Below are 17,025 nucleotides of genomic sequence, written 5' to 3' on the forward strand. Positions count from 1 at the left end.
CGGCTCGATTCACGCTCGCTACGTTGTTCATTTCAATATCTTAAAGAACTCTTCTTCTATCGTTTCCTATCGCCCCTTTTTTGAAGCGAAAGCGGGTGCAAAGATAAAACCTTTTTCTCTCCACTTCCAAATCTTTTTCAAAGTTTTTTTCAACTTTTTTTCGAAGTGTTCCAACCTCCCTTTTTTCAGCACCTTTTTGTCTGCCCTCTCTCTTGAAAGCGGGTGCAAAGATAAGCGAACGTGTCTCCATTATCCAAATTTTTTCACCATTATTTTTCAACTTTTTCACAAACAACTAGAAGGCAGCACGTTGAAAAGAATATACCCAAGGAACCCCCGGGGGATACTCGATGAGATAAGGGTGTAATAAGGGATCAAAGACGTTTCACCTTCGATACAAAGACGTTTCAAAGACGTTCACGGGCGTCTTTGAAACGACCATGTTAGGAACGTGACAGGTTAATGATCGAGATGATTAACGGAACTACACCGGATATCCCCCGTGAAAAAGTCATTTATTCACGACAAATCCCGTGAAATCATTATGCAGGAAGCTATTTAACTCCTGTGGAGTTATTCGGACTTTAAAATGCCCGTCTTTAACGAATGTAATATTTCCCGTTTCCTCGCTGACCACCACGATATGGGCATCCGTGGCGGCACTCATCCCGATAGCGGCACGATGACGCAGCCCCAAGCTACCCGGGATATTATTATTATCAGACACGGGAAGAATACATCTCGCGGCAAGTATTTTATTATCGGCAATGATAACAGCCCCATCATGCAACGGGGAGTTTTTAAAGAAGATGTTTTCAAGCAATTCCTCCGTCACGATAGAACGAAGCAATACCCCTGTCTGGGCATAATTAAATAACTCCGAATTTTGGGATAACACGATCAATGCTCCGGTTTTGGTCTTCGCGAAATAGTCACAAGCCCGTACAATAGCCTCCGCCACCTCGTCCTTGATCGAAGGTTTGGAAAAGAGTCTTTCGAAATTAAATATATTCTGCAAATTATACTTACTACCTATCAAAAGCAGGAAACGCCGTACTTCTTGCTGAAACACGATAAGCAAGGCGATCACTCCCATCCCGATGAATTGTCCCAAAATATCGGACATTAATTCCATGTTCAAGGCCTTTACCAGTAACCAAGCCACGTAAAATGTAAAAATTCCGGCAAATATATTTATAGCGACAGTACCTTTCACCAGTTTATACACCTGATAAAATATAAAAGCGACTAGTAATATATCGGCTATGTCAGATAAACTCAGATGAAAAAACATATCTATATTCTTAAAAAGTCAATTTCATCGGCAAATTTAACCAAAATACAAAAGAAACCATCACTCGAGTTCATAAAGTTTCTCCTGTTCTCACTTTTTCATCCGACAGACAACAACAAGGACGGCAGCAATCACGATAAACAAGCCGATATAATTCACGTAAGTTAATTCTTCTTTGAAATAAATCACCCCCACGACTATCGCCGTAATCGGTTCCAAAGTTCCAAGCACGGAACTGGGAACAGAGCCGATCAGCTTCACCGCGGCAACAAGTAGACGGGCGGATACGATCGTGCTGAATATTGCCAACTGTGCCATGTCCAACAAAAAACGAGGGCGAGTCACAAACTCAAGCTTCCCCTGCGGAAGAGCCACCGCCACGTAAAAAATAGCCGTGAATAATAACACGTAGCAAGTCAACACGTCCGGATTAATTGCCTTGAGCACGGGACGGTTCAACGCCGTGATGTAACAACCGTATGTTACCGTGGACATAAGGACGAAAAACAATCCCCACCACTTCACCTCTCCCGGCGCCCACGATAAAAGATAGACTCCGCATATCGCCAACACGATACCCGCTCTCACCTCGAGAGAAAGTCGCTCCTTGTAAAAGATCATCATAAGGATAGCCACTACCACGGGATAAAAGAAATGTATCGCTGTCGCCACTCCCGTGGGCATATAATGATAAGACCACATCAGAAAAAATGCCGTTATCCCGTAACCTCCGACTCCCGCCAGAATAACCTCTTTTATCTCTGCGCGGGACAATCTCATGTTCACACGCCGGAGAAGTAAATAAATAGCATAGATTATACCCGCTATCCCGTAACGATACACCAATATAGTTTCATTGTTCACCCCGTCGATTATCGCCTGATTGGCGTACAACGGAATTAAGCCGAAAGTAGCCGCGGATAATGCCGCGAATATGATCCCTTTTATCTTATCCATCTCCTGTTTTTCAAAAAGCGGCACGAAGGTAGCATTTTTTTCTATATATTCGCGAGACAATTAATAACACACGAAAATATGAATAGTATGAAGTACATATTAACACTTATGCTCCTTGCCCTCTCCGGCATATACGCGTCCGCGCAGACAGACGGAAAAGCGAAAACGATTCTCGACAAGACAGTAGAACACATCAAGTCATACCCCGCGGTGGAAGTCGTTTTCGAGCTCTCGATGATCAATAAAGAGGAAGATATCAAGGAAACGCATCACGGGAAGGCGTACATGAAGGACAAAATGTACCGGATTGATGTCATGGACGTGATCAATTATTTTGACGGAGAAGTGATCTACACTTATATGCCGGAACAGGAAGAAGTAAACATCAAAAACCCCGATGATAACGAGGAAGAAATGTTGAATCCCTCTATCCTTTTCGACATTCACAACCAGAAATTCAACCAGAAACTCGTCGAGGAGAAAGACGGAACAGCCTATATCGAATTAACCCCGAAAAAGGAACACAAACAGATTACCAAAATAGGCGTATGGATCAACACCAAAACGAATATGGTGGAAAAGGTTACCTCCTTCGGGAAAGACGGCAACGATGTAATCATCACGATAAAGAGCTTGAAAAAACCGGACATGGAGCTTGACGTGAAATTCTTCCGATTCGATAAGGAAGCCCACCCAGAAGTAGAAGTAATTGACTTGCGATAAAATAGTAAAAAAGAGCTGGCAAATATCTGCCAGCTCTTTTTACTCTAAAACACGAAATAAATACACATTATCGGAATTTCTTTGAGCTTTTAATCTTGTAGAGCAAGTACTCATAATGCAAGCGGGTATCCCCGGAACTGGAAACCACGGATTCTTTCAATAAAGTTTCTATTTTCAATAACATCCGATAGAACAGATGTCCCTGTGGATAAGGTTTGGCAGTAAAACCATATTGCGCATAAAAGCCCTCCACGGGAGCTTGCGCCCCATCTTTATCGAAAGCCCCCGGGGACATAATCTCTTTCCTTTCGTCCAACATACGGTTCAATCTTTCCCCGTCGATAGCCACCAGCGCCCCTGCTTTTGCTGACGGATCAAGCACGGAGGGTGCATCCGCCACCGTTGAAGTCGCCATCACCGAAGCAAGGAACACTATCTGCAAATCACGCTCCATCTTATCCAACGGGCGTTTTTTCAGTGTTCCTTCCCACACGATCTTATACAACTCATCCATGTATTCTTCCGGGCGATAGCCTTCTTTCGACTTTTCTGCGCTCAAGGCAACCATATTAAGCCGGGAGAATAATGTATTTATGATATCAACCCGCACCTCATTCACTTGTGGCGACCGCATCGGAATCTGACGTATAAAATCCTTTCGCTCTATCCATGACAAGTCTTTCGCCTGCTCCAACAAGAAACGGATCACTTCCTGCTGTTTAGCCTTAGGCACAACCCTATAGGCGGGAAGGTTCTCGTCTGCCATCGCCTCGTTCACGTAAAATCCCCCGATATACGCACCCAAACTCTTCAAGCCTTGCCCAGAAAGACTAACGGACAACAAGTTGTACAGATAACTACGCAAATCAAGATTCCTGTCATCTTCCGCGAACCATTTGTCGAAATTAGCGTAAGCGATTTTCAGATTCGCTATCTTATACTTCATGGCTTTCACCTGATCATCCCCCAAATCCCCTTGAAGAATGCCGGGATCAACGTCCGCAATGACAAACGGGGCACGCCCGAAGCGGCAATAAGGATTCTCACGAGATTCTTTCACCCAGCGATCCAAAGTCACACATTCGTCCCGTGATGTTTTGGCATCCATGATCGGCTGATATAACCATTTAATCAAGAAATAATCATATTCGCCAATCCCTTTTTGAGTCAGACACACTCCATCACGCACGTCAGCCGGCTGGGCGATATAATTACACGGCACATCATCCATAACCGAAGGGCTTAACCCGTGTTTCCGGGTAAACGATGCCGAACGCAAAGAATCCACCGGGTAGGCCGACGATGCTTTATAATTATTGGCTAACCCCAGACAAACACCCACTTCTCGGGTGATGTAATTCCGGATCATCTCTCCCATAACATGAGCAGGCAGTTCCTTTGACCGTACTTCGGGATCGGTTGCCATCGTGGCAATGACTCGAAGCCTGTAAAAAGTACTTAATATATTGTGGTGCATATAAATAGAGGCATTCAATATCTCCCCCGTGCGTATATCGATATGCATGGAATTCTGCGGACTATACATCCATGAAGAAGTGGGTGCATATCGAATCACGGAATGATTTATATCCAGCGCATCGAAGGCTGAATCTTTCGGAAATTCTTTCGCTTGAACGGCATTTCTAAACCCGATCCGTTCGAAAGCCTTATTCCATTCTTCCACACCTTCCCGAATATATTTTTTCCATTTATCTGGCATAAGTGAATCGATATAAAACACGATCGGTTTCTTTGGGGAAACGAGTTCGCCTTTAGCGTACTTGTTCCTGTCATCCGGTTCCAGACGCCAACGCTTGGTCAGGTACAACGGCTGTAATCCTTGCTGCCCGTCTTCAAAACTTACCCTTGGTATAAAACTTACCCCCATGCGGGAATCAGCCAGACGAGGCATCATCGGTTCTTCCGGCAACAGAAATAACATCTTATCAATCGTGGCAGAAACCTTCAGATCCCGGGAGCCCAAGAACATCCCAATGATAATATAATCCACGTCATACCCCAATTGACAGGTAACAGCAATACTATTGTTATTTGCCTTGACTCCCCGCACCATTCCCCTCTCCGGGCGATATTTATGATCACGGTAAACAAAACCCCATTTCGAGTTTGCCGCATAGGAAGAAAAAGGATTCGTGTACACGGTATGCTCCATAAAGAACGGGGTCATGTCCAAGACAACAGCACTACTATCCGGTGTAAAAACCTCTATTTTAAAACTATGCGTGATACCCGGCATAGCAGATTGTTCAATTGCTTTCTTTACGGGCTCCCACTCTTGCAGATTCTCCACTTTCGCTACTTTAATCATCCGGGCATTTATCACGTCCCCGTTACGGGTAAACACCACGGTCTGGGGGGCTGCCGCAAACTGCCCGACTACCCCCTCCCCGTTATCGCTGATGTCCGCAATAGACGATGCCAACAACATCTCTCGGTTCAAGAGGCGAAGCGGAAATTCCACGTACACTTTGCCATTCATTTTATGAACAACCATCAATCCCTCCACCGTTTCCGCACCTTTATTCTCGAAGAATTTTTGATATTCGGACTTTACTTCTTCTTTCACCTGTACCTTTTCTTTTTTCTTTCGTTCCCCCGCATAAAGCTCCTCCATCACCCCCACAAGAATAGGCAGCAAGCACAATATATAAGCTATTTTTCTCATGCTATACAACTTAAAATTTATGATTCCAAAGCCTGATCCAGTTTATGAATCAACAATTTATAATGCACACGGGTTTCTTCCGCCCCCGTGTTCATTTTGCTTTTCAGCAAAGCACGGGCTTTCTTCAGTATATCGAAATAAATTGCCTCCATGGAAGCCTGCATAGGTCCCGTTGTGTAAGCCGACCCGAATCCTTGAATTTTTTCCGGCAACGGAATTTCCCCAAACATCTCCCGATTGGTGAAGATTCCCACACTACTCTCCGGTAAGATACCATATACCTCCCGACTTTTCTCTTTTATATACTCGGGTACTTCCAAAGCCAGACCGTTCGCGAATGCCATGGACTGTCCCCCCATACCTTTGACGGTAACTTTAGAACCCGTAATCAGATGGGACAGGTACTTGGTTTGCAAACGCATATCCGTTCCTGTCAAGGATTTTCCCTGTCTTGTCGGCGCGAAAACAAAATCAAATATCTGATTCATGTACATTCCGGGAGTATAATGATCCCGATCTGTTTTCTCCATACACAGGAATAAAGCGCCGACTCGTGACATCACGCCTTGAAATATAGCATCTTCCAGATCACCCGAGATGTTTTTCATCAAGGGTAAAGTCTTTTGCATTCCCGGAGCATCCAGCCAATCCATATCCTTCAGTTGTGCCAACATAAAACGTAATGCCCTTTCCTGCTTATCCCGGGAAACAGGTTCGTAAAACGGCAGGGGATCACCGTCATAACGTTGATTGATATATATCCCGCCAATATTGTATATGACGTGATTCAGATAACGAAAATACTGGTATATCAATTCGTTGTATATATTTTGACGAAACGAATAATCCTTATCTTCCGCCGCCACCCATTCATTCAGGTTTGCCAAAATGTATTTCAGATTTTTTATTCCGTATGTTGCCGCTTTCATGGCATCATCCCCCAAATCTTCCTCGAACGAACTCGGGTCCAGTCGCCCGCTGAATTGCTGCATCCCGTAACGATAAACCGGGTCACCCGCTTTCTCGCTGATCCAACGATCAAGCGTGGGCACTTCCTCTTCCGAAGACCGTGCATCCAAAAGCGGGGTGTACAACCACTTTATCGTGTAATAATCGTACACCCCGAGGCGAGGCGGAGTCAGACGTACACCCCGCTCCTTGTCACCGGGTTGAGCCACGTAATTGTTACGGGCATAGTCCATGATAGAATAAGTAGTCCCGTACTCTCGCGTAAAAGAAGGGGAACGCAGCGAATCAACCGGGATCGCCGCCGATGCCGACATATTGTGCATGAAACTCAGGCAATGCCCTACCTCGTGCGAAACAACGTACCGGATGCAATCGTGCAATGTTTCCGGATCAAGCACTTTACGCCGGACGTCCGGATCTGCCGCTGCCGTATGAATAAAACGCCAATCCTGCACCAATTTCACGAGGTTATGATACAGATACACGGAAGCGTTGATAATCTCCCCGGTTCTAGGGTCTGTCCATGAGGGTCCCATTGCGTTCGCGATCCACGAGGGGGAATAACGGATGCAGGAATATTTCAGATTATCGGGATCGAAGCCCGGTTCATCTTTCGGGAAATCTTTTGCCACGATAGCGTTTTTCAAGCCGATCTTCTCGAAAGCATCCTGCCACACTTCCACCCCTTCTTTTATCGCTTGTTTCCAGTTCTCGGGAAAGGCGTCGTCCACATAAAAAACGATCGGCTCTTTCACATCCACGAGTTTCCCTTGCCGATAAGCCACCTCATCTATCGGTTCCAAACGCCATCTCTGCGCATAATAACGCCCCTCCATTCCCCGGTTCCGGGTGTCAAACTCCATTTTCTCCTGATAGAAAATCGAAATCCGGGGATCGGCCAAACGAGGACGCATCTTTTCCTCTGGCAATAAAATAAAACTCCGGGTCATCACAACAGTAAAAGGCATTTGATTATAATAATATCGTACCTGATCTTTTACCGACACCGTATAGGTCAATGCCGACTGCACGCTTATATTGTCATCAAAAGCCTTCACTCCCTCGATCTGTGAATTATTCTTCTGAAATACTTTTTGCAGCTGCCGGGGATAAGCTGTCGCAGGTGCCCAATAGGAAAATGGATTCAACCGTTCCTCGTCGCTAAGCAGATAATCCGTCATGTCGATCACCACGGCGCTACTATCCGCCGAGTACGCCTTCACCGGAAATACCTGTATGATAGCCGGGCGATGGCTTTCCTCCAAGCGTTTAGCAATCTTCGCATCCGGCGTATAATACCCCGCAGACAACTCGCACAGACTAACGACGGAATCCGTTTTCATGAAGGTCACATGCAACGGGTTCTTGGGCTTCTCTCCCACACTACCGAAATTATTATCAGTAATAGCAGTTATCGTGGACCCGATAAGCATCTCTTTTCCCAATAGCGACAAAGGGACCTCAAAATACACCTTTCCATCAATCTTGTGCAAGGTAATCATCCCCTCTTTCGTCTCGCACACCTTGCCTTTTAGCAACTTCTCGTAAGCCGTTTCTTTTTTAACTTCTTTATTCTCGGATGTTGTCTTTTTCTTTCTTGCCATCATCGTCAAGGGCACAAGCAACATCATAATCACACAGAAAAATAATTTTCTTCTCATACACTTCATTTTAGTTCTTTACAATACAAAACAATTGAAAATGGGAAACTTACCGATTTCAAATTTCAGATTAGACAGCCCCCTCCGACTCCCCCTTACACAGGGGAAGAGGCATAACGCAAGGATTCCTGAAAACAAAGACTAACTTCTCCTCCCCCTGTGCAAGGAGGAGTTAGAGGGGGTAGTCCAATCATTCAATTTAAAATCTCTAAATCTAAAATTAGTAAGTTTTCCATTATTTTACATATCCCAACTGCTAGCACCGTAACGATAGATCACATCCACGATACGGTCACCGAATCCGGTAATACTTTTAATCAATTTAGGCTGTCCGGATATGAACGTGGCGTCCGTCACGTCATACAATAGAAACTCCCCATCTTCCATGCCCAATCCCATCTGCTGATTATTTTTTATCGGATGGAGGGCTGCTATCGGACGACCTTCAAAATCGGCGTACACCTTTACCGCCCCGGTACTACGGTCATGGTAATAAAGTTTATCATTATTAGCACCTCCCGTGAAAAACAAATAACGCCCGGCGTAACTCTTCAATAACCAAAATTTACTCTTTTCCGTGATGTATTGCCCTCCCGTGAAACCGAAAACACCGTCACTGGAACTGATGGTTACTTTTCCCCTATCCTCCGGATAAATCGGGGAAGGAACCGTGAAAGTTTGGTAAACATAGTCGCCCGCATCATTTTTCAACAGCAACATATGCTGGCAACTTCCTTGATACTGGTTGCTGAACGATGAACCGTACACCAGTTTCATGTCACCCATGTCGTGCAAGGGCACGAAACCTTTCGGGTAGTCTGACTCACTCCATAGCACGTTATAATCTTCCGTGTTGTTGTAATAATTACAGTGCAAGTGAATCATCCTACCGTTCAGTTCGTCATATAGCAATATATGTTTGGCGTATTGCCATGCCGATTCGATAATCGCCGCAATCTTGTAGTCCGGCTTCCCGGGCAATACTACCGGATCGCTATTATAAGCCGCCGAGTGGAATCCCGTTTTATTAGGATCCCGGAAAAAGCGGGTGTAAATTTTCCCGTCACCATTCAACAACACGTTCGTGTACTGCGGGTAGGAAACCGTCTTCACGTCCAAATTTTCAGGAGCTTTGCCGTCAAGAAACTCGTCCCGAGTCAACATGGCTTTCTTCATGCTATTCCCGTCGATTTCCACCGTTCCCTGTCCTCCGCGCTGGATAACCAGAATCTCACCGGGAGAACCTCCGAAATAAAAATGTTCTATCATCTTCACGGGTTTCTCGCCAAGGTCTTCCCCGTTCATTTCCTTGTACAACTCGTAATACGTGGTAAATTCCGTGTCGGCATCCACCGGTTCTTTGTGATTTATATGCGCGATACACGATTTGCCGTTCTTCTCGTACAACACGGCAAATCCCGATCGGAACCGAGAATTGACGGTCATTGTGGTAATCTGCGTGTATGTTTCGCCGCTGCGATCATCCGTCACGATAAGCTGAAACTTACTCCCCCCGATCTTCTCCGCTATTACCTTCAACTCTCTCTCTTTCGACACTGTCTTTTTGTCCAACTTCCATTCAAAAGAATAATCCAGCGTATCGGCACCTTCCTCGTAACGAATGGCCGGGGAAAACGTCACCTCATCACCCAGGTACACTGTTTGGGTTGGTAGGGAAATCGTGATCTTACGTGATTCCTTGTAATCGTAATTACCTTTATCGTCCAGGCAAGAATACAATCCCACCATCGTCAACAGCACTATAAATATATATATCTTTTTCATCGCATTGCTATTTTAAGTTACTATCCCATCACAGTGACGGTCATATTCAACTGGTTTTCGTCCTTCACGGGTGTTCCCGCCGTTTCCATTTCCCGCAAATGATATAACAATTTACGAGCTTGTGACAACCGCTGGTCTGCCGTAAGATCCGTCCAATCCCCCACACCGGTCACCTCTATCAGTTTCTCGAATTTAGTCCTTGTATACGGACCTAGGAAAGATTCTTCCACCGCCTGATCCCACCATTTCGGACGAGATACCTCGTTGGAAAAACGAATCACTTTCCTCGTATAGATCGTCTGTCCCGGAAGCAAACGACTTCCGCCCTTGATTTCCACCACCAAACGCAGATTCTGATCCCCGGGATGATGTATGACTAACTTTTTCTCATCATACACGCTGTTTTTAACAAACACTAGGTTTTCTGGCAAAGTATAGTACTCCGGAGCGGCAGTAGTCGCTTCTTTCACGACCTCTATCCTGAAATCGGATTCTTCCGGCAGCAACTGCCCCAACAATTTAAGTTCCAAAGGAATATCCAAACTCAATTGTCCCGGGTAAAAAAAGAAAGAGATCTCTACCGAATCGGAGTAAGCCGACACGAATTGCACATAGTTCTCCGCTTCATAAGTCGGAATATCCTCCCGATCACAAGCTGTGAAAAAGAAAAGTATGCTCAGGTATAGTATAATATTTTTCATATTCCTCATGATTTTAATGTATATCTTCATTCTCCGGCAACGGGAGTACAAATTTCCCTCCCATCTCGATCACTTGCGCACCGTTCAATATCGGGCTGTTCATCCGCTTGAACATAAAGAAAGTTTGTCCCTCGGTCAAGTATTCTTTCATTCCCTCCCACATCAAATCCGTCCGGATTCTAGCCTTGAAAGCCTCACTGTTCTCCTCGTTCACGTCCGCAGCAATCTGCCGTTTGGCACCCCGCTTGCCCCTCACGTAATTCAACATGGAGATGGCATTCGTTTTATCGTTATTTTCCAGATACGCTTCACTTAAAATATAACACATTTCGCTCAACCGTATCACCGGGATCAACGGATACTGCCGGGCATAATCGGCTATCACACCCACATCGAGCCATTTTTGCGAGATCTGTCCCCCGTCACCACTCACGATCAATCCCTTACGATAATCGTCGCCATCCTGCCTGTCATCGTACATGGCATCCACCCCTTTCAACAACATCTTGGGCCCCACACCCAAACGGAACTTTGCTACCTTATCAATCAATTCAGGATCGTGGAACGCGAAAAGAATGTCATCCCAAGACTTCGTGTACGTGTACGGAGCGAAGAAATACCAACTATCCGTGAACGCAACAAAACTCTTTTGCGTGGCAAAACGGTAGACAATAGAGGCTTCCCGAATCGCATCCGTCGTTTTCCCGCCATACATATAAAGGCGAGCCAACACTCCCGTCACCGCAAGATAATTCATACGGCATCCCCGATACCCGAAGAACCGGTCTACAATACTAGCAGAAGTGGAAAGACTGAACCGTACCGTTCCCCTCATGGCAAGCGCATTCTTCAGCGTGTCGAGTTCCGCCACCAAGTGTTGGGCTTGTTTCAGATCAGCCTCCGCCAATGCCAATATTTCGCTTGTTTTCTTCTTTTCCTCGTACTTCGATGGATATACCTTGAAATAAGGGATATACGCCCCATCATCCCCGGTAGAAGGTGCGGGAGCAAACAATCGTAACATATCGAAATGAAGGAATCCACGTAATGCCAGAGCTTCCCCGAGAATCATGTTTTTTTCAATCCTCCCGTTTGGGAAAAAAGTGGAATCTTTCGGTTCAATCTCCGCAATCAACTTGTTACAATTCGCAATTGCGTTATAACTTTTCGACCATATCGTGGAAATCACAGACTTGTTCTTTTCCATTCCATAGTTATAAGTTTCCAATCCCGGATAAGACTTCTGCAAATCTGTGTCGTCATACGTCTGAGCCAAAGCACTCACGAACCCCCATGTCATCTCCCGCCCGTACAATTCCTGCTGTGACAACATCTCGTATATCCCGTTCAAAGCATTGCGAAATCCCACGTAATCCTTGAAGACTTTATTATCATTTGCTTGATTTTCCGGCTCGATATCCAACCACTTGTTACAGCCCGACAATAACGCTGCCAACAGTAATGTCCATAATATATAACTTACTTTTTTCATAATCACCTATTTTAAAAACTTGCATTTAAGGTAAAGTTAAACGTCCTCGCGTAGGGATAACTCAATCCACGCTCCTGTTTCACGCTGGAAAAGTTAGCAATATCCTTCATGTTGAATGACAAACGCAACATACTAAGCCCGATCTTGCTAACCAGCGACGTGTTGAAATCATATTGTACTGTCAGTGAATTAAAGTTCAACACGTTATAGTTTTGCACGAAACGGGAAGTTGGACGAGTAGTCAACGCACGATCCTGAATCGCCTTCAGACGAGTCACATCTCCCGGCTTCTGCCAGCGCTCGGTCAACACGCGTTTGTCTGCATTCATATTGTAAATATCCACATTTTCCACTTTCTCCACTAGTGTGGAATTGTATGCCTGTCCCCCGAATTCGTAGAGAAAAGAGGTAAATAAAGAGAACGATTTATATTGTACATTCAGCCCGAAAGCCCCCTGCGCATCCGCCTCCGTGTCACCAAGAATCACTTGTTCCCGCGACTCCCATTCCGAAGTCACCGTCCCATCCCGTTTCACGTAAAGTTCCTGCCCGTCACTCGGGTTGATGCCGAAAGACTTCATCCCGAAAATAGAAGTCAAAGAACCACCCTCCACGTATTTCATAAACGGTTTACTATACTGCGGATCTTGTTGGCTGAATACACTCTCGTCATACCCTTCATATTTCTGGTCTACCCGATCATTATAGGCTTTCAGCGACTCGGAAATTTTTAGGATCTTGTTCTTATTGTGCGCCAAATTACCGAATACCGAAACGTACACGTCTTTACTCCTGTACAGAACCGCCTTCACATCAAGTTCTATCCCCCGGTTCCTCACCTCACCCAAATTATCCTTGTACACGATAAACCCGGTAGAAGCCGGTAAGGTCACGTCGGTAATCAAGTCGACCGTCTTCTTGTCATACCACGCTGCTTTCAACAAAATAGCATCATTGACAAATCCCAAATCCATCTTCACCTCGTTAGAGATCGTCTTCTCCCATTTCAACTTGTCATTTCCCATGTAATAGAGATAAATCCCGTTACCCGTGATATAGTAGTTATCAGAAATCCTGTAAGTATGTTTGGCTGCATATGGAGGGAAGTTCGTCTTTCCCAATTGCCCGTGAGTTGCCGTCAGGCGTAGCTGGCTCACGATATTTTGATTCTTCATGAATTCGTAATTATGAATGTTCATACCCACCCCAATAGAATAGAAAGGTGCGTATTTTTTGTCCGTACCGAACTCGGAAGAACCATCCAAACGAAAAGAGGCATCGAGAAGATAAACATTATTATAGGTGTAATTCAACGTGGCGAACGAACCGAACAAACGGGTATGATTGTCCGATACGCCGGGTTTCGTCACGATTTGTTCCGCATAACTCGGTGTGTTCAACGTACCCGAGGGGAAACCCAGATAGGAAGCACTGAAATAGCTATGCTTATTCTCCACCGTGTTCAATCCCAAAGTCAGATTCATACTATGCTTATCGATTGTCTTCACGTAAGTAAGCAATAGATTCAAGTTCATCGACAATTCTTTCGTGGTCGTTTCGGTCAGCGATCCCCTCAACGTTTCGCTCTCGTCACCGAATTTAGCCGACAACGGGTCAACAAAAGTTTTCGTCCAGTAATCCCGTTTGGTCACGGAGAACTGTCCCTTCACCTGCAAACCGCTATCCCCATACCAATTCAGACTAAAATTATTCGTCAACTCGTCATACCCGTTCTTGTCAAAACTCTTCAATAATTCAGCTTCATACAACGGATTGTCATAATTCTGTGCGGCGGAATGCCAAAACTTAGTTGATTTCAACCAATTGCCATTCTCGTCCTTCATTGGATCATACGGCAATTTCTTCGTGTAATCGCTGAACACCCCGTAAGGAGAATTTTTCGCCTTCACCACATCATAAGTGATATAATTCCGGATCTGAAAACCGCCTATCCGGTAATCCAACGAAAGCCCCGCTCCTTTCCGGTTTCTCACGGACCCCTTCATCACCCCGTTCTGATTATCATACCTCAGGTCTACGCCGAAACGAATATTCTCGTTTCCTCCCACCACGTAGAGGCTATGCTTGTGGTTAACCTCGTTGCGCAAGGGTTGCGAAATCCAATCGGTATCCACACCTTTCAGCACGTTGTTCAACTTCGTGAGATACTCGCTTTGTAGCGTATAATATTTATCCACATCATCGCTCTCGAATAACCCCGCCAAACGCTCGGCTTCCAGTTTCTCCGAAGCATTCATCAGGTTATAGTCCGACAAGTCGGGAACCGTCAACGCCCCGTTGAAACTATAATCCACTTGCAGTCTTCCCGCTTTAGGTGCTATTGTTTCGATCACGATCACCCCGTTCGCTCCCCGTGAGCCATACATCGCCGTGGCAGCCGCATCTTTCAATATCGTGATACTCTCGATACGATTCGGGTCTAGGTCATACACTTTCTCGATCGTCACCTCGAAACCGTCCATGATAAACACAGGAGCATTCGGGTTATTCGACAAAGCCGACTTCGACACATCACCCTTATCCAACTCCATTACACCGATACCGGAACGCCCGCGGATATAAAACTCCGGCAATGTGTTCGGGTCTGACCCCATCTCGTTATTACGCATGATTCGCAAGGAAGGGTCGAACACCTGCAAAACATCCACGACATTACTGGAAGCTACCTTCAATAAATCTTCCTTATTCACTTTCACCGAATTACCGGTAAAGCTGGATTTTTTCACCGTGGCATACCCCGTTACCACGACATCCTCCAAGTTCACCTTCTCTTCTTCCAGTACCACGTTTACCTCCCTTTGGTCGGTTATCTTCACCTCCTGGCTCTGCATACCGATAAAGGAATACACCAACACGAGATCTTTGCGTTCGGGCAGGGTGATCTTGTATTTTCCCAACGTATCCGTCACCACCCCGATAGACGTTCCCTTGACCAACACCGTAACCCCAGTCAACCGATCACCCCGTTTATCTTTCACGATTCCGGTGATCGTGATTCTCTTCTGTTCCTCGGTTTTCTGTGGGACTTTCATCAAAATCACGAACTCCTTGTTGATCTCGAAAGTCAATCCCTTGCCGGTTAGTACCTTATTCAACAACTCGGTCAATTCGATTCCCCCAAAATTCGCCTCAACCTTAGCGTTCTTATCCAGCACATCACTGTTATACATCACGATGCAACCGGTTTGCTTACGAATCTCCTGAAACAACTCGTCAAAAGTCGTTTCCCCCATTTTCACGTTCAGACGGTATTGCGCATTGCTGTTAGCATACCCTCCTAACATGAAACAAAACAGAAATACAATAACTAATCGCATAACCAAAAATAATTTCCAGCGTTCGTTTTTCCACAAAACGAACCCCATTAATGGATTTTTTTTCATACATTTGTTTTTTAAGTTACCAAACTTGATTCAGACCGAAAGGTGGTACGAACACCTGACGGTCTTTTTTTTATTTCTCGTAAATTCGAATTATTCCTTTATCCACCTTAAAGTACACGTTTGAAGTTTTCTCTATAAAATGAAGCATAAATTCCAGAGTGTTATTTCTCTTCACGGCTCCCGTGAAACGTTTGTCCCGTGCATCATCATTCTCGAAAACGAAATCCACGTCATACCAACGACTCAACTTCATGACCAACTCTTCCAACGTCATTTCCCTGAAATCAAACAACCCGTTCCGCCACGAGGTATATGCCGCCACATTTACTTCCCTTCGGGTAATCCGGTGCGTTCCCTGTTCGACTACCGCCTGCCACCCGGAAGCTAAAGAACATTTACCATCCACATTCTCAACCTCGACTTTTCCGGTCACAAGAGTAACCTCCACCCGCTCTTCCCCCTCATAAGCCATCACGTTAAAAGAAGTTCCCAACACCCGGGTTGCCACACCCGAAGCGTACACGATAAAAGGACACGCAGTATCCTTTGCCACCTCGAAATAAGCCTCACCTTTCACGTAAACCTCCCGCGTATCTTTCCCGAAAACAACCGGGTATTTCATCTCCGTTTCAGCATTCAACCACACCCGTGTACCGTCGGCAAGAGTCATGATGTATTCCCCACCACGAGGAACAACCAATTTATTATACCCAACGGGCTGACGCTTCAACACTTCTCTCAAACTATCCGAAATCTCATATTTTAATCCCGCAACTAGATCTTCTTTCACCATCGCCCCCGCGACCTGTATCCGAAAAGAAGTATCCGCCGTCAACGGGATCATCCGTCCGTCATCCAGCACCAACGTCGCCTTGGAACTACCGGACAGCACCTTCGCCAAATTCAAAGAAGGCAATTTTATCGGAGTAGTTTCCCTTGTCCACAAGAAAACCGTCACACCAACCACCACACAAGCTACCGCAACTCCATTCCAAATGTAACGCCCCATTCGCCGCATTCTCAACTTTGACAAACGCCCCATCAAACGACTCCTCTCTGTTTGTTCATCAATTTCATCCCAACGCCTCGTGTACCCCAACCGGTAATAAAGCCGAGACAAACGCTCGTATTCCTGCCGATTCTCCACGCCCGCTTCCATCCATTCCCGCACCCGCTTCACCTGCTCATCCGTGGCGTTTCCACCCCAGCAAGCCTGAATATCTTGGAATATATCATCAACCATCTTCATGCACTTTCTTGTTTATATTTATTAGTTAAACAAGATTTTTACTTTCATGGGTGAATAAAAACATACTTTTTTTCACTAAAATGACATTTTCCCCATGTAAAATA

11 protein-coding genes are annotated in these 17,025 nt (G+C 45.4%); 1 reads left to right on the top strand and 10 read right to left on the bottom strand.

What is annotated here, in order from left to right:
• Positions 1-40 precede the first annotated feature (40 nt).
• The 3 genes from ACK8P8_RS20875 to ACK8P8_RS20885 all read right to left on the bottom strand — a co-directional run bounded on the left by ACK8P8_RS20875 (position 41) and on the right by ACK8P8_RS20885 (position 2,251).
• Positions 41-250, bottom strand: coding sequence for a hypothetical protein (locus tag ACK8P8_RS20875; protein WP_410026267.1), 210 nt, complete (start codon positions 248-250; stop codon positions 41-43).
• A gap of 261 nt (positions 251-511) precedes the next feature.
• Positions 512-1,294: a diadenylate cyclase CdaA gene (gene cdaA / locus ACK8P8_RS20880; protein WP_099290384.1), complete on the bottom strand. Its 783-nt coding sequence runs from the start codon at positions 1,292-1,294 to the stop codon at positions 512-514.
• 90 nt (positions 1,295-1,384) lie between these two features.
• Positions 1,385-2,251 carry a DMT family transporter gene (locus ACK8P8_RS20885; protein WP_099290383.1) on the bottom strand — a complete coding sequence of 289 codons (867 nt, stop codon included), beginning with the start codon at positions 2,249-2,251 and terminating at the stop codon, positions 1,385-1,387.
• Between the two features lie 87 nt (positions 2,252-2,338).
• On the opposite strand from ACK8P8_RS20885, the gene lolA1 reads away from it, so the two are divergent.
• Positions 2,339-2,974 carry an outer membrane lipoprotein periplasmic chaperone LolA1 gene (gene lolA1 / locus ACK8P8_RS20890; RefSeq protein WP_410026268.1) on the top strand — a complete coding sequence of 212 codons (636 nt, stop codon included), beginning with the start codon at positions 2,339-2,341 and terminating at the stop codon, positions 2,972-2,974.
• A 67-nt stretch (positions 2,975-3,041) separates the two neighbouring features.
• Here the strand turns inward: lolA1 and ACK8P8_RS20895 are convergent, their stop codons facing one another.
• From ACK8P8_RS20895 to ACK8P8_RS20925, 7 genes are all read right to left on the bottom strand, one after another.
• Entirely contained in the window at positions 3,042-5,660 is a 2,619-nt protein-coding gene (locus ACK8P8_RS20895) for a zinc-dependent metalloprotease (RefSeq protein ID WP_410026269.1), read from the bottom strand.
• A 17-nt stretch (positions 5,661-5,677) separates the two neighbouring features.
• Entirely contained in the window at positions 5,678-8,290 is a 2,613-nt protein-coding gene (locus ACK8P8_RS20900) for a zinc-dependent metalloprotease (RefSeq protein ID WP_410026270.1), read from the bottom strand.
• Between the two features lie 240 nt (positions 8,291-8,530).
• A complete protein-coding gene (locus tag ACK8P8_RS20905) occupies positions 8,531-10,075 on the bottom strand; it encodes a PKD-like family lipoprotein (protein ID WP_410026271.1) in 1,545 nt (514 codons plus the stop codon).
• A gap of 20 nt (positions 10,076-10,095) precedes the next feature.
• A complete protein-coding gene (locus ACK8P8_RS20910) occupies positions 10,096-10,776 on the bottom strand; it encodes a DUF4843 domain-containing protein (protein ID WP_227215286.1) in 681 nt (226 codons plus the stop codon).
• Positions 10,777-10,789: 13 nt separating this feature from the next.
• Positions 10,790-12,268, bottom strand: a complete 1,479-nt coding sequence (locus ACK8P8_RS20915; RefSeq protein ID WP_227215287.1) for a RagB/SusD family nutrient uptake outer membrane protein — start codon at positions 12,266-12,268, stop codon at positions 10,790-10,792.
• 11 nt (positions 12,269-12,279) lie between these two features.
• Positions 12,280-15,672 carry a SusC/RagA family TonB-linked outer membrane protein gene (locus tag ACK8P8_RS20920; RefSeq protein ID WP_444860997.1) on the bottom strand — a complete coding sequence of 1,131 codons (3,393 nt, stop codon included), beginning with the start codon at positions 15,670-15,672 and terminating at the stop codon, positions 12,280-12,282.
• Positions 15,673-15,742: 70 nt separating this feature from the next.
• The gene (locus ACK8P8_RS20925) at positions 15,743-16,921 is read right to left on the bottom strand and encodes a FecR family protein (protein WP_410026272.1); all 1,179 of its coding nucleotides are present in this window, start codon (positions 16,919-16,921) and stop codon (positions 15,743-15,745) included.
• Positions 16,922-17,025: the final 104 nt, after the last annotated feature.

The sequence above is a fragment of the Butyricimonas muris genome (assembly GCF_046365375.1).
In the GTDB taxonomy this organism is placed as follows: Bacteria; Bacteroidota; Bacteroidia; order Bacteroidales; family Marinifilaceae; genus Butyricimonas; species Butyricimonas muris.